This window comes from Thermocatellispora tengchongensis (assembly GCF_014202315.1).
In the GTDB taxonomy this organism is placed as follows: domain Bacteria; phylum Actinomycetota; class Actinomycetes; order Streptosporangiales; family Streptosporangiaceae; genus Thermocatellispora; species Thermocatellispora tengchongensis.
The window spans coordinates 579,436-598,695 of sequence record NZ_JACHGN010000002.1; the positions used below are offsets into that span (position 1 = coordinate 579,436).

A 19,260-nucleotide genomic window follows, 5' to 3' on the forward strand; every position below is an offset into this window, starting at 1 on the left:
CGGTCATCACCGGCGTTCCGCGGGGGCGGTCCCGGTGGTGTCGTCGGTGCCGTCCGGGGCCGCGATGGGCAGCCACACGCGCATGGCGGCGGGGCCGCGGGTGGCGCGCAAATGGTAGGGGATCAGGCGGAGCGTGGCGTCCTCGGCGGGCCGCGCGGCGGGGTGGCTCTCGGCGTACGGCCAGGCGGTGTCGGCGGGCGGCGCCAACCGGGCCGGCACCTCCAGTTCCACCACGCCGTCCGCCTCGCGCTCGGCGGGGGCACTCAGGACCGCCTCCGCCAGGTCGAGCGGGGGGCCGTCCCCGGCGGACTCGGCGCAGTAGACCAGCGGGCCGCGCTCGACGGCGGCGCAGCCGCGCAGCGCGTCCACCCGCCGGTCGGGCAGCGTCCAGCGCGGGCGCACGGGCAGGTCGAGGCGGATCTCCTCGCCCGGCCGCCAGTCGGCCTCGGCGACGGCGTATCCGGGGCCGGCGGGGCGGGTCTCGCCCCGGTAGGTCAGGGCGGCCCCGCCGGCCCAGGCCGGCACGCGCAGCGCGATCCTGGCCGTACGCCCCTCGACGACGCGCGCGGTGACCGCGCCGGACCACGGGTAGCCGGTCTCGATCCGCAGCACCAGGCCGTCGTGGCCGATCTCGCCCGTGGCGTAGTGGTGCACCCGCAGGCCGTCGCCGTCCGCCGCCGCGAGGTACGCCCCCAGCGACGCCAGCGTGCGGGCGATGTTGTTCGGGCAGCACGCCACCTCGAACCAGGCCGAGCGCGTCCCGCCCGCCACCCCCGGGTTCACCCCCTGGCGCGGCTCCGGCGGCACCCGGACCTGCAGCGGGTTGGAGTAGAAGAACGAGCGCCCGTCGGGGGCCGTGCCCGCGGCCAGCACGTTGTACATGGTCCGCTCGGCCAGGTCGGCGTAGCGCGGGTCGCCGGTGGCCAGCAGCAGCCGGTGGCACAGCATGACGGAGGCGACGCCCGCGCAGGTCTCGGCGTAGGCGCGGTCCGGCGGCAGCTCGAAGTCCTCCCCGAACGCCTCGTCGGCGTGCCGCGACCCCATGCCGCCGGTCAGGTGGGTGCGCCGGGCCACGGTGCGCTCCCACTGCGTCTCGACCGCCTTCAGCAGGTCGGCGTCGCCGGTCTCCACGGCCACGTCCACCGCGCTGGCGGCGAGGTACAGCGCCCGCACCGCGTGGCCGCGCAGCACCTGCGCCTGCCGTACGGGCACGTCGTCCTGGAAGTACGCCGGGTCGGCGGCCCCCGGCAGCGCGGGCAGGCCGCGCCGCTCCACGAACCTGCGGGCCATCTCCAGGTAGCGCTCGGCGCCCGTGGCGCGGTACAGCTCCACCAGCGCCATCTCCACCACAGGGTGGCCGCAGACCTCGGCCGTGTCCATGAACCGGCGGCAGACGTGGTCGGCGGCCAGGCGCGCGGCCCGGGTCAGCTCGTCCTCCCCGTACGCCCGCAGCCGCGCCACGCCCGCCTGGATCAGATGGCCGTAGCAGTACAGCTCGTGCCCCCAGGCCAGGTCGGAGTAGCGCTGCCCGCTCCAGCGGGTGTTGAGGTAGCCGTCGCCCTCCTGCGCCCCGGCCACCGTGGCGGCCAGGCCGGGCAGCGCCGGGTGGCCGGACCAGGCCATCGCCTCCAGCAGCTTGTAGATCTCCGAGTCGCTGAACTCCCTGCCCCGGCGGGGGCTCCGGCCGCGGAAGTTGCCGATCCACCCCTCCCGCTCCATCCACTCCTGGCAGTGCGGGATGGTGGCCTGGAAGTTGCGCGCCACGCGGTCACCCCAGAATCCGGGGCCGAGCCGTACGCTGTCGAGCCCGATGGGGGACAGGGCGCCGGACGAGGGCAGGACGGGGTCAACCACGCAAGGCTCCTGACATGAATCCGCGCACGTAGTGGCGCTGCAAGACGACGAAGAGGATGAGGCAGGGCAGGGCCATGACCATGACGCCCGCCTGGAGCATCCCGTAGTCGATGGCGCCGAAGGTCTGGTTGGTCATGCTCACGACCGCCACCGGCAGGGTGAACGACGCGCCGTCGTTGAGCAGGATCAGCGGGGCGAAGAAGTCGTTCCAGGACGCGAGGAAGGCGAACAGCGCCACCGTGACCAGCGCGGGCCTGACCGCGTGCAGCAGGATGCGGGTGAAGGCGCGGAAGGTGCCGCAGCCGTCCACGAGCGCCGCCTCCTCCAGCTCGCGGGGCACCGCCTCGAACGCGTTGCGCATCATGAACAGCGCGAACGGGAGCTGGAACATCACGAACACCAGCGCCAGGCCGACCAGGGAGTTCTGCAGGCCGAGCGCCCCGAGCAGCACGTACAGGGGGATGAGGATGGTCGCGTACGGCACCATGAGGATGGCCAGCGTGGCCAGGAACAGCAGGTTCTTGCCGGGGAAGGCGAAGCGGGCGAAGGCGTAGCCGCCCAGGGAGGACACGACCAGCGTGCCCAGCACGGTCATGGCCGAGACCAGCGCGCTGTTGGAGGCGTACCTCGCCACGCCCTCGCCGTAGCCCGCCATCTGGGCGTAGTTGCCGAGCCCGCCGTCCTCCAGCGAGGACCAGCCGCTCCACGCCAGCGGGAACAGGAACAGCACGGCCAGGGCCGCCATCGTGACGTGGTATCTCATCCCCGCCTCCGGAACACCCGCATCTGGAACACGTTCAGCGCCACCAGGGCCGCCAGCAGGACCACCGACAGGGCCGCCGCGCCGCCGAGGTCGAACCGGAAGAAGGCGTCGCGGTAGATGACCATCACCATGGAGACCGTGCTGTTGTCCGGGCCTCCGTTGGTGAAGATGAAGAACTGGTCGAAGGCCAGCAGCGAGCCGCTGATGCTCAGGATCAGCATCAGCGCGATGGTGGGGCGCAGCAGCGGCAGCGTGATCCTGGAGAACGTCTGCCACCGGCTCGCGCCGTCCACCCGCGCCGCCTCGTAGACCGAGACCGGGATCGCCTGCAGGCCGGTCAGCAGGATCAGCATGTTGAACCCGGCGAAGCGCCACAGCACCAGCGCGATGGTGGAGAACAGCGCGGCGTCGGGGGTGCCGATCCACTTCACCGGCTCGTCGGTGATCCCCAGCGCCTGGAGCATGGGGTCGATGGGGCCGAAGTCGTTGTTCAGCATGCCGTAGAACAGCAGCGCGGCGGCGGCGAAGCCGACCGCGCCGGGCAGGAAGAACGCGGTGCGGTAGAACCCGACGCCCTTCCTGCGCTCCTGCACCAGCAGGGCCAGGGCCAGCGCGAGCGCCGACAGCAGCACGGTCACGATCGCGGTGTACTTCAGCGTGAACAGCACCGCGTCCGGGAACAGCGGGTTGTCGGCGATCTTGGTGTAGTTCTCCGGCGCGTTGAACGCGGGCCGACCGAGCAGCGGCCAGCGGTGCAGCGACATCCACACGACCAGCACCAGCGGGGCCAGGAACAGCACGCCCACCACGAGCGCGGTGGGCGCGGCGTACAGCCAGCCCTGGGCGGCGCGGCCGGTCCACCGGCCGGGACGGGAGGACCGGCCGGCGGCGCGGGTCCGCGGCCGGTCCACGGTGATGCTCATCGGGTCCTCACTGCTGCAGCGACTTGGTGATGTCGGCGTCGAGCTGAGGCAGCTTGGCCGGGTCGCCGAACATCGCCTCGCGCGCCAGGCGCAGCCACGGCCCCTGCGGGTCGTTGAAGGTCTGGCCGAAGCGGGGGGCGTACGGGGTCTGGCCCTTGGCCACCAGCGAGTTGATCAGCACCACCCTCGGGTCGGCGGAGGAGTACTTGTTGTCCGCCAGGTCGGTGCGGGCCAGCACGTCCTTGTTCTTGGCCATGACCTCGACCTGCGCCTCGTCCGAGACGGTCCAGGAGATGAACTCCCAGGCCGCGTCGGGGTTCCTGGAGGTCGAGGAGACGCCGATGGAGTCGCCGCCGACGAAGGTGGACTCCCCGCCGTCGGGGCCGGCGATGGCGGTGACGCCGATCTTCATGTCCGCGGGCATGGAGCCCAGCGTCGTGGACGGCATCGGCATCACGCCGATCTCGCCCTTGGGGAAGAACCCGGTCCAGGTCGGGCCCTGCTCCTCCTTGGCGGTCGGGCCGGTGACGCCCTTGTCGTACAGGTCGCGCCAGATCGCGAAGACCTCGGTCATCGGCGGCTCGGCGTTGTGCGAGACCGTGCCCTCGGCGTTCATCACCTGGCCGCCCGCGGCCCAGACCGAGGGCCAGAAGGTGAAGACGTAGCAGCCGCCGCAGTTGCCGCCGAAGAAGGTGCCGTGGACCTTGCCGTCCTCGCCGAGCTTCTCGTCGATGGTGGTGGCGTGCTCGGCGAACTCCTTCAGCGACTTCGGGCCCTGTTCCGGGTCGAGGCCGGCCTTCTCGTACAGGTCCTTGTTCCAGAACCACACCGACAGGTCCAGCGTGTGCGGCAGGGTGTGCATGCGCCCGTTCGCGGTGCCGAGCCGCATGTGCGAGGGGGCCAGCGAGCCGGCGTACGGCAGCGCCTTGACGCGGTCGGTGATGTCCAGGAACAGGCCCTGGGCGGTGTAGTTGGGCACGAAGATGACGTCGGCGGCGAACACGTCGGGCAGTTGCCTGGCCCCCGCCGCGGCGGCGATCCGCGGCTGGTAGTTGTCCGTGGGGATGACGGTCAGCTTCACCTGGTTCTTGTGGGTCTTGTTGTAGGCGTCCACCAGCCGCCGGCTCTGCGCCTGGGTGGCCGCGCGGGTCCACATGGTGATCGTGACGCCGTCCGCGGAGGCCCCGGGCGACTCCTGCCCGGCGCCGCCGCAGGCGGTGAGCCCGACCAGTGCTGTTAGCGCTAACGCAAGGGCGGGGATTCGCGCACGTGACCGCATGGTCTCTCCTCTTCCGGCATCCCCCGAGCCGCACGAAAACTGAAGTAAAGGGTTTTCGGAAACGTAAAAGAAACACGAGGGGGTGTCAATGACCTGATCGGCCGGGGTCGCCTTGCCGTGCCGTAGCGCTGGGGGATAGGGTCGAGGCGCCGCCGCCGTGCCGGCGAGAGCAGGAGTGACCATCGCGTGAAAAGGATTTCGCCCCATGGCCGGTAGGCGGTCGCGCCCGGTGACCATCAGTGACGTGGCCTCCCTCGCCGGGGTGTCCATCGCCACCGTGTCCAAGGCGCTCAACGGCAAGGAGAAGGTCAAGGCCGAGACCCGCGAGCGGGTGCTCGCCGCCGCCGAGCAGCTCTCCTTCCGGCCCAACGCGCTCGCCCGCAGCCTGCTCGCGGGCCAGACCCGCACGGTCGGGCTGCTCACCAGCGACAGCGTCGGCCGCTTCGGCATCCCGGTGCTGCTCGGGGCCGAGGACGCCTTCGGCGCCGGCGAGATGGCGGTCATGCTCTGCGACGCGCGCGGCGACGCCATCCGCGAGCAGCACTACATCCGCACCCTGCTGGCCCGCCGGGTGGACGGCCTGATCGTGGTCGGCGAGAGCACCGACCCGCGCCCGTCCATCAGCCGCGACCTGCCGGTCCCCGTGGTCTACGCCTACGCGCCCTCCGACGACCCCGACGACGTCTCCTTCATCCCCGACGACGTCGGCGGCGCGATGCTGGCCGTGCGCCACCTGCTGGCCACCGGGCGGCGCCGGATCGCGCACATCACCGGCCCCACCCACTACAAGGCCGCCACCGACCGGGCCGAGGGCGTGCGGCGGGTGCTCGCCGAGGCGGGCCTGGAGCAGGTGGGCGAGACCCTGTACGGCGCGTGGTCGCAGCGGTGGGGCCGGCAGGCCGCCGAGATGCTGCTGATGACGCATCCCGAGGTGGACGCGGTGTTCTGCGGCAGCGACCAGATAGCCGCCGGGTTCATCGAGACCGCCAGGGAGCGCGGGCGCAGCCTGCCCGCCGACATCGCCGTGGTCGGCTACGACGACTGGGAGGTGCTGTCGGCCGAGACGAGGCCCCTGCTGACCAGCGTCAACCCCAACCTGGAGCGCCTGGGCCACACCGCCGCGCAGCACCTGTTCGCCGCCATCGACGGCAAGGCCACGCCGGGCGTCCACGCGATGCCCTGCCAGCTCGTGATCCGCGACTCCACGGCCCCGCCCCCGGCCCCCGCTCCGAGGGACTGAGCCCCCGAAAGCCTTTTCGGCCCTGGATGGGCTTTTTCGTTCCCGCCCGGAGGTTCGTTTCCGCAGCATGCGGCCGTTCCGGCCGATGACCGGGGTGTTTCTCCGGTATTTCCGCATCTTGACAGCCTTCCTGGGCGCGGTACCGTGGCGAAAACCTTTTAGTTCGCTTCGGACATCCCGGGGCGCGGGGGAGCCATCGCAGCGGCTCCCCCGTGCCGCCGCATGGGGCCGGCCGTACCACGCACGCCATCACGTGCCGGCCGCCATCCACCCCCCAGGAAGGACCCCATGATCCGATCAGCCCCGAGGATCCTGGCCCTGGCCGTAGCGCTCGGCCTGCTCCCCGCCCTCGCGCCGCCCGCGTCCGCCGCGGCGCCGATCACGACCGCCGTCTACACCGCCGACCCGGCCGCGCTCGTGGCCGGGGACACCCTCTACCTGTACACCGGCCACGACGAGGCCCCCGCGGGCGGCACCGGCTTCGTCATGCGCGACTGGCACGTCTTCAGCTCCACCGACGCCACCACCTTCACCGGCCACGGCGCCAAGCTGTCCGTCTCCAGCTTCCCCTGGGCGGGCGCGGACGCCTGGGCCGGCGAGGTGGAACGCGGCCCCGACGGCCGCTACTACTGGTACGTCTCGGTCAACGGCAACGGCCCCGGCTGGATGAACATCGGCGTCGCGGTCGGCGACAGCCCGCTCGGCCCGTTCACCGACGCCAAGGGCGGCCCGCTGATCAGCGACGACACCCCCGGCTCCGCGCCCCTCAACATCGACCCGACCGTCTTCGTGGACGACGACGGCCAGGTCTACATGTACTGGGGGTCCTACTGGGGCCTGCGCGCGGCCAGGCTCCGCCCCGACATGGTCACCCTCGACGGCCCGGTGATCACCCCGCAGGGCGTGTCGAACTTCTGGGAGGCGCCCTGGATGTTCAAGCGCGACGGCGTCTACTACCTGGCCTACGCCGCCAACGACTCGGGCTGCTCGCCGCCGAACCACGCCTGCGTGCGGTACGCCACCGCGAGCAGCCCGCTCGGCCCGTGGACCCACCGCGGCGTGGTGCTCGACCCGGTCAGCTCCACCACCAACCACCCGGCGATCATCGAGTTCAAGGGCCAGTGGTACATGGTCTACCACAACGCCGCGGCCCCCGGAGGCGGTGACTTCCGCCGCTCGGTCACGCTGGACAAGCTCTACTGGAACCCCGACGGCACGATGCGGAAGGTCGTGCAGACCACCGGCGGCGGCGCGAACCTGGCGCTCACCGCCACGCCGTACACCTCCTACGTCTCCCCGTGGGAGACGCTCGGCGCGATCAACGACGGCCACCGGCCCGCGAGCTCCGCCGACCGCGGCCACGGCGCGTACGGCAACTGGGACCACCAGGGCACCGAGTGGATCGAGTACCGCTGGCCTGCTCCGCAGACCGTGCGCAGCGTGGAGACCTACTGGTTCGACGACGACCTCGGCATCGACCTGCCCGCCTCCTGCCAGGTGCAGTACTGGAACGGCGGCGCGTACGTCCCCGTGCCCGGCCAGGCGGCGTGCGGCGTGGCCGCCGACACCTTCAACGTCACCGCCTTCCCGGCGGTCACCACGACCAGGCTCAGGCTGAGCATCACCTCCAGACCCGGCCACTCCACCGGCGTACTCGAATGGCGGGCCCTGTCATGAGAAGGATCGCAGCCGCCCTGCTCCTGCTCGCGGGGCTCCTCACCGCCGCGCCCGCGGCGCACGCCGACCAGACCATCGGCTACCCCACCTTCAGCGGGCCGGCCGTGCCGAACCCGCCCGGCTCCTACACCACCGGCGACATGATGCGGGCCATCTACGACGCCGAGAGCTCCGGCACCGACTTCTGGATGGACCGGCTGCTCGCCCGGACCGGCAACGACCCGGCCGGCACCTGGCTGATGACCCGGGGCCGCGCCCTGTTCATGAAGACCCACAGGCCCGGCACCCTCGGCTTCGCCGGGCAGGCGGCGTACTGGGAGAGCATCAGCGACGCCAACGCCTACACCATCGCCATCACGCCCGGCACGTTCACCGAGCAGGTCGGTCAGCGCCGGCAGGCGCCCAGCCACTGGCGCAGCGTCCACACCAGCGGCTCGATCACCGTCACCCAGACCAAGTTCATCACCCACAACAACGTCGCGGTGACCAACCTGTCGATCGCCAACGGCGGCGCGTCCCCGGCCACGCTGCAGCTTCGGGCCACCTCCCCGTACGCCGCCTCGGGCAGCGGCGCCGAGCTGACCGGCCAGGTCAACGCCTACAACAACCTCACCACCCTCTACCCGCGGCTGACCGGGGACGGGTTCACCGCCGCCAACGGCGGGCTCAACCGCTCGGTCACCGTCGCGCCCGGCGCCACCGTGACCGCCAAGGTCGTCATGGGCTTCGTCACCACCGAGATCCCCGAGTCGCTGACGGAGTACCAGGCGTACGCCGGCTACTCCGCCGCCACCGCGTTCGCGACCCACGTGCGGGCCTACAACCTGTGGTGGGCGCAGAACGTGCCCTACATCGACGTGCCCGAGCCCGCGATCAAGAAGAACATCTACTACCGCTGGTGGCTGATGCGCTACAACCACCTCGACGCGGACATCCCCGGGCAGACCTTCCAGTTCCCCACCTCGATGGAGGGGGTGCTGGGCTACAACAACGCCATCGTGCTCACCCAGCCCATGCACATCGACGACCTGAAGTACCTGCGCAACCCGGTGTGGTCGTACGGGCCGTGGCTGTCGGTGGGACAGGTCTCCAGGAACGGCCGCTTCGTCGACAACCCGGGCGATCCGGAGAACTGGTCCAACAGCTACACCCAGTACATCGCCGAGGCGGCCTGGAAGAGCTACCAGATCCACGGCGGGCAGCCCGGAATCGTGGAGAACCTCGCCCGCTACGCCGAGCAGGACGTCAAGGGCCAGCTCGCCCACTACGACCACGACGGCGACAAGGTCATCGAGTACGACTGGGGCGCGCTGACCGGCAACGACGCCGACGCGGTGTCGTTCCACTGGCGCTCCGGGTGGCTGGACCGGGCCGAGGGCGCCTACCAGTACAGCGGGGCGCGGGCCGCCGCCCAGGCGTACGCGCTGCTCGGCGACACCGCCAAGGCGAACGAGATGAACACCCTGGCCACCGGCATCGGCAACGCCCTGGTCAGCGTGCTGTGGAACCCCGACCGGCGGCTGTTCGAGCACCGGCACGTCTCCAGCGACGAGTGGGTGCCCTGGAAGGAGATCAACAACTACTACCCGTTCGCGGTCGGCGCGGTGCCGGACACGGCGACGTACAAGCAGGCGCTGCGGCTGTTCGACGACCCGGCCGAGTACCCGATCTTCCCGTTCTACACCGCCAACCAGCGCGACAAGGCGGCCTCGGGCACCGGCAGCAACAACTTCTCCACCATCAACTCCACGGTGCAGTTCCGCCTGCTGTCCTCGGTGCTGCGGAACTACCCCAACGAGTGGATCGACGCCGAGTGGTACAAGAAGCTGCTGTACTGGAACGCCTGGGCGCAGTACATCGGCGGCAACACCCAGTGGCCCGACGCCAACGAGTTCTGGGCCGACTGGAACGGCAGCAGCATCCAGTACCGCTCCTGGATCCACCACAACATCCTCGGCAGCAGCAACTGGACCGTGATCGAGGACGTCGCCGGCCTGCGCCCGCGCACCGACGCCCGCGTGGAGCTCAGCCCGATCGACATCGGCTGGAGCCACTTCACCGTCAACAACCTGCGCTACCGCAACAGCGACCTGACCATCGTCTGGGACGACCCGGCCGACGGCGTCGCCCGCTACGGCGGCGTGCCGGAGGGTTACTCGATCTACGTCAACGGCGTGCGGCGGGCGACGATCGACCGGCTCGCGCCGATGACGTACGACCCGGCCACCGGCGCCGTGACCACCACGGCCACGGTCCTGTTCAGCTCGGCCGCGCCGGGCATGCAGGCCCCGGCGCAGGTGGCGCACACCGACGCCCGCATGGTGGACATGCTGGCCAAGGCCGGCGTCGATCTGACCGCCCGGCTGACCAACCTGGCCAGGATCGGCACGGCCTCGGCCTCGCACACCGGCTCGGGCACCAGCGTGGGCGGGGCCCGCGACGGCTTCCCGATCAACGAGCCGTTCTGGGGCGCGGGCGGCTCGCCCAACGGCCAGGACTGGTACGAGATCGACTTCGGCTCGCCGCAGACCTTCAACGAGGTCTGGCTCCACTTCCGCGACACCCGCCCGGCCAGCGGGACCTACCGGGCGCCGTCGGCGTACGACATCCAGTACTGGAACGGCTCCTCCTGGGCCACCGTGAGCGGCCAGGTGAAGTCGCCGGCGACTCCGCGCGCCAACTTCAACAAGGTCATCTTCGCCCCGGTGACGGCGCAGCGGGTGAGGATGCTCGCCACCAACGCCTCGGGCGCGAAGACCGGCCTGACCGAGATCAAGATCTTCAACCGGGGAGGTGCGCAACCGCCGGCCAACCGCGCCCTGTCGGCCACGGCCTCGTGCTCCTACACCTCGTCCTGGGAGAGCTGCGCGGCCGTCAACAACGGCGACGAGCCGGCCGCCTCGAACATCCCCGGCCCGAACCAAGGCACACGCTGGGGCACCTGGCCCCAGACCGGCCAGCACTGGGCGGATCTGACCTGGTCCACCGCGCAGACCCTGAACCGGGCCGAGGTGTACTTCTTCGACGACGACCAGGGGATCGACATGCCGTCGTCGTGGAAGCTGCAGTACTGGAACGGCAGCGCGTACGCGGACGTGCCGGGCGCGGGCGCGTACACACTGGCCAAGGACCAGTACAACACCGTCACCTTCACCCCCGTGACGACCACCCGGCTGCGGGTCCTGCTCACCGGCACCGGCGCGTCGTCCGTGGGCCTGCTGGAGGTCAAGGCGTACGGCCCCTGACCCCCTGACCCGTGCGGGCGGCGCCCGTCTGCCTCGGCCGTCCACGCCGAGGCGCGGGAGCCGCCCGCCGTCCACACCGCCGGGAGGATGACCTGCCCGGCATGAGGGTCAGCCGCCGGCCAGCCGAGCCCCCTCGCCGGTGAAGCGCTCCCGGCCCAGCACGGCCAGCAGCCGCAGCTTCTCGTGGCCCTCGGTGCGCGGGGGAGCGGTCAGCACGAGCAGCGCCTGCGACTGGTCCTCGGTGAACAGCACCTGGCAGTCCAGCTCGATCGGGCCGAGTTCGGGATGGATGAGAACCTTGTGGTCCGCGAAGCGCTTGGCGACCTCGTGCCGTTCCCACAGCTCGGCGAACTCCGGGCTCGCCTTCTGCAGCGCCCGCACCAGCTCGCCGGCCCGCGACTGCGGGCCCATCGTTCCGTACGCCGCGCGCAGGTTCGCGACCTGGGCCCGGCTCTGCCTGTCGTGGTCGTACTCGGGGTAGCGCAGCCGCTCGGCGGGATCGGTGAACCACCGGTAGATCTCACTGCGGGCCAGGCCGGTGTAGCCGGACTTGTCGCCGAGCAGGGCCTCGGCCATCCGGTTCTGCACCAGCGTCTCGCCCAGGTTGGACAGGATGAGCGCCGGGGTGTCGTCCAGGCGGTCCAGCACCCGCATCAGCGCCGGGGCGACGTGGGAGGCGTCGGCCACCGACGCCGGGGCGTTGCGGCCCGCCACCTGGAACAGGTAGTCGCGCTCGTCGCTGGTCAGCCGCAGCGCGCGGGCGAGCGAGGCGAGCAACTGCTCGCTGGGCTGCGGGCCGCGCCGCTGTTCGAGCCGCGTGTAGTAGTCGGCCGACATCGCGGCGAGCGACGCCACCTCCTCGCGCCGCAGCCCGGGGGCCCGGCGGCGCGCCCCCGCGGGAAGCCCCACGTCCTCCGGCCGCAGCGCCTCACGCCGGTGACGCAGGAAGTCGGCGAGCGCTCCTTTGTCCATATGCCCAGTATCCACCGTGTGCCCGAGGGAGGGGGCGGCCAGCCAGGGATCGCCGATCCCCCGATAGGCGCTCTCTGCACCCGCCGCGGCCCTCCGCCCAGACTTGTGGCCATGAGGATCTCAGGGAACACCGTTTTCATCCCGGGCGCCACGAGCGGCATCGGCCTCGCCCTCGCGGTCGAGCTGCGGGCGAAGGGGAACACCGTCATCGTCGGCGGCCGGCGGGCCGAACTGCTGGAGCGGATCGCCGCGGAGCATCCGGGGATCGACACCGTGCGGATCGACACCACCGACGCCGCGAGCATCGACTCCGCCGCCAAGGAGGTGCTGGCCAGGCACCCGGACCTCAACGTCCTGGTCACGATGGCGGGCATCATGCGGATCGAGGACTGGCACACGCCCGAGACGTTCCTCGCCTCGGCCGAGTCGGTCATCACCACCAACGTGCTCGGCCCGATCCGCCTCATCGCCGCGTTCATCCAGCACCTGCGCGCCCAGCCGGACGCCACCATCATGACCGTCTCCTCGGGCCTGGCCTTCACGCCGCTGAAGATCACGCCGAGCTACAACGCCTCCAAGGCCGCGATCCACATGCTCAGCGAGTCGATCCGGCTCCAGCTCGCCGACACGAACGTCAAGATCGTGGAACTCGTGCCGCCGTCCGTCCGCACCTCCCTGCTGCCGGGCCAGGAGAGCAGCGACTTCGCCATGCCACTGGAGGACTTCGTGACCGAGGTCGTCGCGCTGCTGGAATCGCAGCCCGACGCCAAGGAGATCCAGGTCGAGCGGGTGAAGTTCCTCCGCTACGGCGAGGCCCGCGGCGACTACGACCAGGTCGTCGCGACCCTCAACGCCTCCGACCCGCACGGCAAGTAGCCCGGAGGGCGGGCCGTGATCAGCTAGTGGTGACCCGCACGGTCTCCGGCCAGAGCAGACCGGTGCCGTCCGTCCCGCCGCCCCGGCCGTCGGTGGCGGCGAACGCGATCACCCGGCCGCGTGCGACCGGGAACGCGATCAACTCCGACACCTCGCCGTTCGCCGTGGACGTCGCGTAGAAGTTCGCGTACGCCACCGACGGCACGCCCTCGGCGCGAATGCGGATCGTCCTGTTGGCCAGGAAACCCGATCCGGAGACGTGGAAATGGCCGAGCACCGAGGAATCCGGCCGGGAGAATCTCACGCCGATCTTCGGACGGGCCGGACGGGGAGGCGAGGCGGCATCCGACCGCACCTCCACGGGCAGCGTGTACCCCTGCCGGCACACCGTCCGCTGGGTGAGGACGGGCCCGTCGCAGCCCTCGACGATGAACATGTACCGACCGGGGCCGGGCAACCGGAACCCGGCGGCGCCCTCGCGCCCGCCGGGCCTGATCACCCGCTGTTCCAGAAACGCGCCATCGCGATGCCACCGCACCTGGAAGAAGTCGTAGCGGAAGGGATCGGTCGGCCCCCAGATCAGGCGGGCGGCCGATCCCCGGGTGTAGGCGCCGACGGTCATGGCCTCTCCCTGCGCGGGAGACCGGACGATCGCCCCCCTCTGGTAGCGCACCACCGATCCGCCACCGCCGTCGCGATACACGTGTTCCTTTTCGATCGGGCATCCGTAGCCGCTGTTCCGGCCGCCGGCGGCCTCCCACGCCTTTTGGACGGGATGGCCCCGCGGAAGCATGAACGCCGGATCGCAGGCGGCCGCAATTGGAGTGGTACCGGCGATGGCCATGGCGGATGTGGACACCACAGCGGTGCTCGTAATGGCCGCGCAGAAGGCGAGGATCCCCGAAGAGCGGAGAATCCCCGGCCACCGGTGACCCAGGGCATGAAGGGGTGAGGCGAGCACGAGAATGACACCTTTTCCCGCGAGGTGGATGAGGACTGCGCGACTGGGCCCGGTGGCGCGAAGCCGACGATCCTGCGGGGCCGGGGTGTCCGGCCACGATCCCGGACGGATTCCCCGGAGATTCCGATAAGCCGCAGCTCAGTGCCGTACCCTGGAGGCGTCCGAGGTGTCCGGCGGCGTCCGGCGGCTGGCGTGCCTGTAGGAGATCGGCTTGGACGAGACGACTGATCCCCGCGTGGCGTTCGCCCGCCGGTTACAGGCGCTGCGGGAAGAGGTGGGCCTTTCCCTGCGGCAGTTGGAAGTCGAGAGCCAGCGCACCCCGCGCCGCCGGAAAGAGGACAGAATCCGGCTTAAACGCAGCACGATCGCCGGAATGACCCATGCGACGAACCCGGTCCGCCCCGAGCCGGCGAATTTCGAGGTTTTCGTCGACACGTGTTTGCGCATCGCCGCGGAAAAGAACATTTCGCTGCCGGCCCATCTCGGCGACCGCCACTCCTGGGATGCTGCCTACCGCGAGCTCCGCGAGCAGATGAACCGCCGCCCCCGCCGCCCCGCACCTCCTCCCGCCCTCCAACCGCCCCCGGCCGCACCCGAGGACGCGCCGGCCGCGCGCCGCCCGCGTTTCACGAGACGACAGCTTCTCCTGGCGACGACCACCGGACTGGCGGGGGTGGGAGCGGGGGTGGCCGTCCCCCTCTGGTTACGCGGCTCCGGTCCGCGGACCGCGGAGTCCGGCTCGGGCGCATCGAGCGCTGCTCACTACAGCTCCGCCGGCAGGCTGCTCAGCCCTCCGGTGTCCAAGGGAAACTCCGTCTGGTGCGTCGCGATCGGCATGCTCGACAGCGAGCCCCTCGCGGTCGTCGGCCGGGCCGACGGCACCCTGCAACTGTGGAACCCGGTCACGGGCAAGGCCCTCGGCGATCCCCTGACCGGCCACGAGGGGCCGGTCTACTCCATCGCGCTGCGCACCCCCACCGCGGTGTCGGCCGGCACCGACGGGACTTTGCGGGTCTGGGACCTCGCCGCCGACCCGCCCGCCGGCACCCGCCTGGGCGACAGGCTCACCCGCGGGATCAACAGCGTGGCGCTCGGCACCGTGAACGACACGATCGTGGCGGTGTCGGGCGGCGACGACCGCACGATCCGGAGGTGGAACCCGGCCGCCCCCGGACTCCCCGGTGAAATCCTCGGCGAACGGCTCGACGCGGAAGTCAGGAGTGTCGCGCTCGCCACCGTCAACGGCCGGACTCTCGCCGTGTCGGGCAGCGCGAATGGAACGATCCGACTGTGGGACGTGGGCACCGGGCGCCTCGTCCGGCTCCTCGGCGCCCACGAGGACGAGGTCTGGGCCGTGGCCACCGGCACCGTCCGCGGACGAACCGTCGCGGTCTCCGGCGGCAACGACGGCGCCCTCCGAAGCTGGGACCTCACCGCACCCGGCCACCCCGGCAAGGTCATCGGCGAACGGCTCCACAGCGCGATCAAGACCGTGGCCGTAGGCACGGTGAACGGCACGACCGTCCTGATGTCCGCCGGCGGCGACAACACCATCCGCCTGTGGGACCTGGCCACCGGCCGCCCGTACGGCACCGGCCTCGCCGGCCCGGAGGGAGGCGTCGAATCCATCGCGATCCGCGACCTCGGCGGCAGGCAGGTCGTCGTGTCCGGCACGTACGACGGCGAGATCTGGACCTGGATCCTGTGAGCGGCCCCCGAACCCGGCGCCATCCGGCCCAGCGCCCCCGGCACACGGAGCGCGACCGCCGGCGGGGCGCCGGACACTGCGCCGAGCCGGGTCACCTCACGGCGTGCCGCCGATGGCGCACGCCCGGCACGGCGGCCGGCCGCACGTGCACTGCATGATGGCGTCCACAACGTCGTGGTCGTGGTAGAGGCACTGATCCCTGCAGGTGTGGCGCGGAATGAACCCCGCCTGGATCTCGTCGGGCCACGGCTCTTCGCCCTCGCGGCAGCGGATGAAGCGCTCGGGGTCCGCCGAGTGCAGCTCCCGCATGCTCGACCGTGCCTGATCCTCCAGCTCCCGCACCTCCACCACCGCGGCCTTCAGCCGGGTGGCGAGGTCGGAGTACCGGTCGTCGCCCGTCCGCACGTGCGCCGCGTGCAGCGCCATCACCGCATTGCCCAGAAACCGGCCGGCGTCCTGGAGGCTGGTGGTGTGGTGCAATTGAATGCCGGTTACACCCCGCACCCACACAGCGTCATTCTTCATCGATCAACCTTTCGGGACGGCGGACACCCGGCGTGCTTCGGGCCGGTCCTTGCTCGGCGAGCCCGCTAGGGGATTCAGCCACTTGGCAGCATAACTTGAGCTTTGCGTGCCCTTGGGCGCCCGCCGACGTCCGCTTCCCGGCATCGAGCCCCTCTTGACACGCCTCTTGACGGCGCCTTTCCGGCGCTCACCGGGCGGGAAAAGGGCGTCGGCTGATCAAATGGACGCGTGCGGCGTGGTCACAGTTTTTATCCAGATTTTAGGCTCTCCAGAGTTTCGATCTATAACCCGGGCCGGATGGATGGGCCTCAGCCGGTCGATGTGAGGTGTTCGACGAGCGCGGTGCGGAACGCGGCCGGCTGGTCCAGATGCGGCCCGTGGCCCGAGTCGGGGATCACCACCTCGCGGTAGCGGCCGTACGTGTCCAGCGCCGCGCGGGTCTGCGCGATCATCGGCTGCGGCGGGAACGTCTCCGCGCCCGGCCACCCGGGCACCGCGCCGATCGACCCCAGGTACGCCAGGTCGTACAGCGAGGTGTCCGAGACGATCACGTCGTCGGCGCCGCGCACCCAGAGGATCGGCGGCTTGGGGTCCACGGCGGACAGGCCGGTGATCCGGAAGTGGACGGGCGACATGGTGTTCAGCACGCCCCGCTCTCCCGGCGCGATCCCCGGCCAGTCGCCCGTGGTGGCGGCGGTGCCCGGGTAGTGGTCGTCGCCGGTGCGCGTGGACAGCATCGACTCGACCAGCATGTCCAGGTGCTCGGGTACGCACGGCGGCTTGACGTAGTGCGCGAGCAGCACCTGGCGCGGCGACAGCGGGGACTCCTCGCCGGTGTCGCCGTCGGCGAGCCGGCGTACGAACTCGGGGTTCGCGCCGCCGGCGCCGGAGCCGGCGCCGCTCGGGTGGCACAGCTCGCCGTCGGCGCCGCGCGTGCCGCCGAAACCGTACGGCGACACCGGGTTCACCAGCGTCAGCGACGCGATCGCCCCCGGGTCGTCGAGCAGGTACTGCATCAGCACGCCGCCGCCCATGCTCCAGCCGACCAGGTGCACCGGAGCGAGGTCCATCGCGGACACCAGCGCGGCGAGGTCGTCGGCGTAGTCGCGGAGCCCCCGGGTGGCGTCCACCGGTTCCGGGTCGGTGTCGCCGAATCCGCGCAGGTCCAGCGCCAGCGGGCGGAAACCCTCCGGCAGCGCGAGCATCGTCGTCTGCCAGAACAGGCTCGACGACACGTTCCCGTGGACGAACAGCACGGGCGCGCCGGCACGGTTCTCGACCTCCAGCACGTTGACGGTCAGCCGCTTGGTGTCGATGCGACGCGCGGTCACGCCGGGAAGCAGGGTGGTCACGTTGTTCCTTTCAACCGAGTCGTCCCTTTCAACCGAGTCGTTCCTTTCAACCGAGGCGACTGCCTAGAGGGTTGCCGCGACCGCGGCGGCGCCGGGCGCGGCGAGCAGGATCGTGTAGTGGTTGGCGCCGTCGATGGTGCGCACCGGCATCCGGGCGGCGATCGGCTCCGGGTCCGGGTACAGGGCCGGCGCCGCGCCGAGAATCCCGTACTCGGCGCGCAGGAACAGCGCTTCGTGCCGCAGCCGCGACCACGCGCCCGCCGGCGCGTCGCCGCTGTACAGGTCGATCGAGTCCTCCCGGACCGCCTCCGCCGACGCCTTGCTGCGCAGGCACCCCGCCTCGCCGGTCAGGTCGTAGTCCACATAGGACTCGATGGCCGCCGTCCAGTCCGCGAACGCCGGGTGCGAACGCCAGTACGCCCGGTACGCGTCGCGGTCGGCGAACCGCATGGTGAGCCGGGCGGCGGCCGGGCCGATCACCGCGGAAAGCCGCGCCTCGGGCGTGTCACCGGGCGGCAGCGGCAGCGGCGCGCCACCATCGACGAGCACCAGCCGCCGCACCCGCTCGGGATGCCGGTCGGCCAGCACCAACGCCACGAAGCCGCCCATGGAGTGCCCGGCCACCACCGCGTCGGCGCACCCCAGCGCGTCCAGAGCCGCCACACAGTCGTCGGCGTGCCGCGCCATCCCGTACGGACCCGGCAGCGCGCCGCTGTCGCCGCGCCCGCGCAGGTCCGGCGCGACCAGCACGGTGTCCTGCGGCAACCGCTCCGCCACGAGCTGCCAGGCCAGATGCGAGGCCGTCACGCCGTGCACGGCCAGCACCGCCCGGGTACCGGTGCCCCACACGCCGACCATCAGCTCGCCGCCCGGCACCGGGACGCGAACCCGCCGGTACGCGGTCATGGCACGCTCCAACCGCCACCGAGCGTCCTGCGCACCGAACGCACTGGTGTACTCCCAGGATCCGCCGCCGGCCTCTCAGCACTCATGCAGCAGAACCTAGTCCGGTGACCCGGGCCGCTCCATGTGGGCTGTCACCATGAGGAAGGGCGAATCAACGGGTTACGCCACCACCATCAGGCGATATCCCGGACGAGCCCGGCACTCCCGGCGTCCCACGCGTACGCTGAAATCGCGAGCAGCCATGTCCCCGAGGAATCCGCACACCGCGTCTCCGCCGGAGAGATCCGTGACCACGACCGTCACCCTCTACACCGACCAGTTCGGCCTGTACTTCTCCTCCGAGGTGCACATCGTTCTCGCCCACCAGAGCGGCGACCGGATCGAGGCGTGGTATCTCGGGCATCCCGACAGCCCCGAGCCCGACGACGACTTCGAGCACCATGCCTTGTCGGTCGTTCACGGCACGGGGACGTGGGGCGAGTGCGTGCGCCCGGTCGATCTCAGGAAGATGCCGGGGCTGACCGCGGAGGCGGTGTGGGAAGAGGACGGCCGGCTGCGGCTGCTGCAGCCCCCGAAGTCCGACTACTTCCATCCCGTCAGGTACTACATGGGGCTGGAGCTGACGCTCGGCGAACTCGCCGCGGAGCTGGCACCGCGGATCCGGCGCGTCCTCCGGTCCGGCACCGACCCGGAGCGGTTCCTGCACGACCTGATCACCAGGGAGCTGACCACGTACGGGGAGTGGCCGGCGCTCGCCGAATGGGCCGACCCCGGCGATCCGGACGGGCGCGTGGAGTACCTGGTGACGTACACCGCCGCGGAGGTGATCCGCGACTACTTCGACCCCGGCTGGGAGCGGGCCTTCGCCAAGGACTACGAGTTCTGGGCGAGGGAGGGCGGATACGCCTGAACCACGTTCGGCTGCTTCGTCCGTGAGACGCCGCGAGATGCCGGGGATGCCGTGCGCCCGGGACCGGCG

General features: G+C 71.3%; 16 protein-coding genes. 6 read left to right on the forward strand and 10 right to left on the reverse strand.

The genetic code is table 11. The features are described 5' to 3' along the window. Positions 1 to 6: 6 nt before the first annotated feature. The 4 genes from HNP84_RS05960 to HNP84_RS05975 are packed head-to-tail and all read right to left on the reverse strand — an operon-like array spanning position 7 to position 4,819. Positions 7 to 1,854 carry a glycoside hydrolase family 127 protein gene (locus HNP84_RS05960; RefSeq protein ID WP_185048327.1) on the reverse strand — a complete coding sequence of 616 codons (1,848 nt, stop codon included), beginning with the start codon at positions 1,852 to 1,854 and terminating at the stop codon, positions 7 to 9. Next, positions 1,847 to 2,617 carry a carbohydrate ABC transporter permease gene (locus tag HNP84_RS05965; RefSeq protein ID WP_185048328.1) on the reverse strand — a complete coding sequence of 257 codons (771 nt, stop codon included), beginning with the start codon at positions 2,615 to 2,617 and terminating at the stop codon, positions 1,847 to 1,849. Before HNP84_RS05965 ends, HNP84_RS05960 begins: the two co-directional genes overlap by 8 nt. After that, positions 2,614 to 3,540: a carbohydrate ABC transporter permease gene (locus HNP84_RS05970; RefSeq protein ID WP_185048329.1), complete on the reverse strand. Its 927-nt coding sequence runs from the start codon at positions 3,538 to 3,540 to the stop codon at positions 2,614 to 2,616. The genes HNP84_RS05965 and HNP84_RS05970 overlap by 4 nt, the downstream gene beginning before the upstream one ends. A 7-nt stretch (positions 3,541 to 3,547) precedes the next feature. After that, a complete protein-coding gene (locus tag HNP84_RS05975) occupies positions 3,548 to 4,819 on the reverse strand; it encodes an ABC transporter substrate-binding protein (RefSeq protein ID WP_185048330.1) in 1,272 nt (423 codons plus the stop codon). 205 nt (positions 4,820 to 5,024) lie between these two features. On the opposite strand from HNP84_RS05975, the gene HNP84_RS05980 reads away from it, so the two are divergent. From HNP84_RS05980 to HNP84_RS05990, 3 genes are all read left to right on the forward strand, one after another. Beyond that, positions 5,025 to 6,059 carry a LacI family DNA-binding transcriptional regulator gene (locus HNP84_RS05980; RefSeq protein ID WP_185048331.1) on the forward strand — a complete coding sequence of 345 codons (1,035 nt, stop codon included), beginning with the start codon at positions 5,025 to 5,027 and terminating at the stop codon, positions 6,057 to 6,059. 288 nt (positions 6,060 to 6,347) lie between these two features. Continuing rightward, positions 6,348 to 7,736: a glycoside hydrolase family 43 protein gene (locus HNP84_RS05985; protein ID WP_185048332.1), complete on the forward strand. Its 1,389-nt coding sequence runs from the start codon at positions 6,348 to 6,350 to the stop codon at positions 7,734 to 7,736. Then, positions 7,733 to 10,981 (forward strand): discoidin domain-containing protein, encoded by a 3,249-nt coding sequence (locus HNP84_RS05990; protein WP_185048333.1) that lies wholly within the window; start codon positions 7,733 to 7,735, stop codon positions 10,979 to 10,981. The genes HNP84_RS05985 and HNP84_RS05990 overlap by 4 nt, the downstream gene beginning before the upstream one ends. Before the next feature lie 108 nt (positions 10,982 to 11,089). On the opposite strand, the gene HNP84_RS05995 is transcribed toward HNP84_RS05990, so the two are convergent. Continuing rightward, positions 11,090 to 11,953 (reverse strand): helix-turn-helix transcriptional regulator, encoded by an 864-nt coding sequence (locus HNP84_RS05995; RefSeq protein ID WP_185048334.1) that lies wholly within the window; start codon positions 11,951 to 11,953, stop codon positions 11,090 to 11,092. A 111-nt stretch (positions 11,954 to 12,064) separates the two neighbouring features. Here HNP84_RS05995 and HNP84_RS06000 point away from each other — a divergent pair, with 111 nt between their 5' ends. Further along, the gene (locus tag HNP84_RS06000) at positions 12,065 to 12,829 is read left to right on the forward strand and encodes an SDR family oxidoreductase (RefSeq protein WP_185048335.1); all 765 of its coding nucleotides are present in this window, start codon (positions 12,065 to 12,067) and stop codon (positions 12,827 to 12,829) included. 19 nt (positions 12,830 to 12,848) lie between these two features. On the opposite strand, the gene HNP84_RS06005 is transcribed toward HNP84_RS06000, so the two are convergent. Further along, positions 12,849 to 13,673 carry a hypothetical protein gene (locus HNP84_RS06005; protein ID WP_185048336.1) on the reverse strand — a complete coding sequence of 275 codons (825 nt, stop codon included), beginning with the start codon at positions 13,671 to 13,673 and terminating at the stop codon, positions 12,849 to 12,851. A gap of 370 nt (positions 13,674 to 14,043) precedes the next feature. After that, positions 14,044 to 14,286, reverse strand: coding sequence for a hypothetical protein (locus HNP84_RS06010; protein WP_185048337.1), 243 nt, complete (start codon positions 14,284 to 14,286; stop codon positions 14,044 to 14,046). 300 nt (positions 14,287 to 14,586) lie between these two features. Here HNP84_RS06010 and HNP84_RS06015 point away from each other — a divergent pair, with 300 nt between their 5' ends. Next, positions 14,587 to 15,498: a WD40 repeat domain-containing protein gene (locus HNP84_RS06015; RefSeq protein WP_185048338.1), complete on the forward strand. Its 912-nt coding sequence runs from the start codon at positions 14,587 to 14,589 to the stop codon at positions 15,496 to 15,498. A gap of 96 nt (positions 15,499 to 15,594) precedes the next feature. Here the strand turns inward: HNP84_RS06015 and HNP84_RS06020 are convergent, their stop codons facing one another. From HNP84_RS06020 to HNP84_RS06030, 3 genes are all read right to left on the reverse strand, one after another. Then, positions 15,595 to 16,023 (reverse strand): hypothetical protein, encoded by a 429-nt coding sequence (locus HNP84_RS06020; RefSeq protein ID WP_185048339.1) that lies wholly within the window; start codon positions 16,021 to 16,023, stop codon positions 15,595 to 15,597. Positions 16,024 to 16,331: 308 nt separating this feature from the next. Then, positions 16,332 to 17,375, reverse strand: coding sequence for an alpha/beta fold hydrolase (locus HNP84_RS06025; RefSeq protein WP_185048340.1), 1,044 nt, complete (start codon positions 17,373 to 17,375; stop codon positions 16,332 to 16,334). A gap of 63 nt (positions 17,376 to 17,438) precedes the next feature. Next, on the reverse strand, positions 17,439 to 18,281 hold the full coding sequence (locus HNP84_RS06030) for an alpha/beta hydrolase (protein WP_185048341.1): 843 nt from the start codon (positions 18,279 to 18,281) through the stop codon (positions 17,439 to 17,441). 286 nt (positions 18,282 to 18,567) lie between these two features. On the opposite strand from HNP84_RS06030, the gene HNP84_RS06035 reads away from it, so the two are divergent. Further along, a complete protein-coding gene (locus HNP84_RS06035) occupies positions 18,568 to 19,191 on the forward strand; it encodes a hypothetical protein (protein WP_185048342.1) in 624 nt (207 codons plus the stop codon). Positions 19,192 to 19,260: the final 69 nt, after the last annotated feature.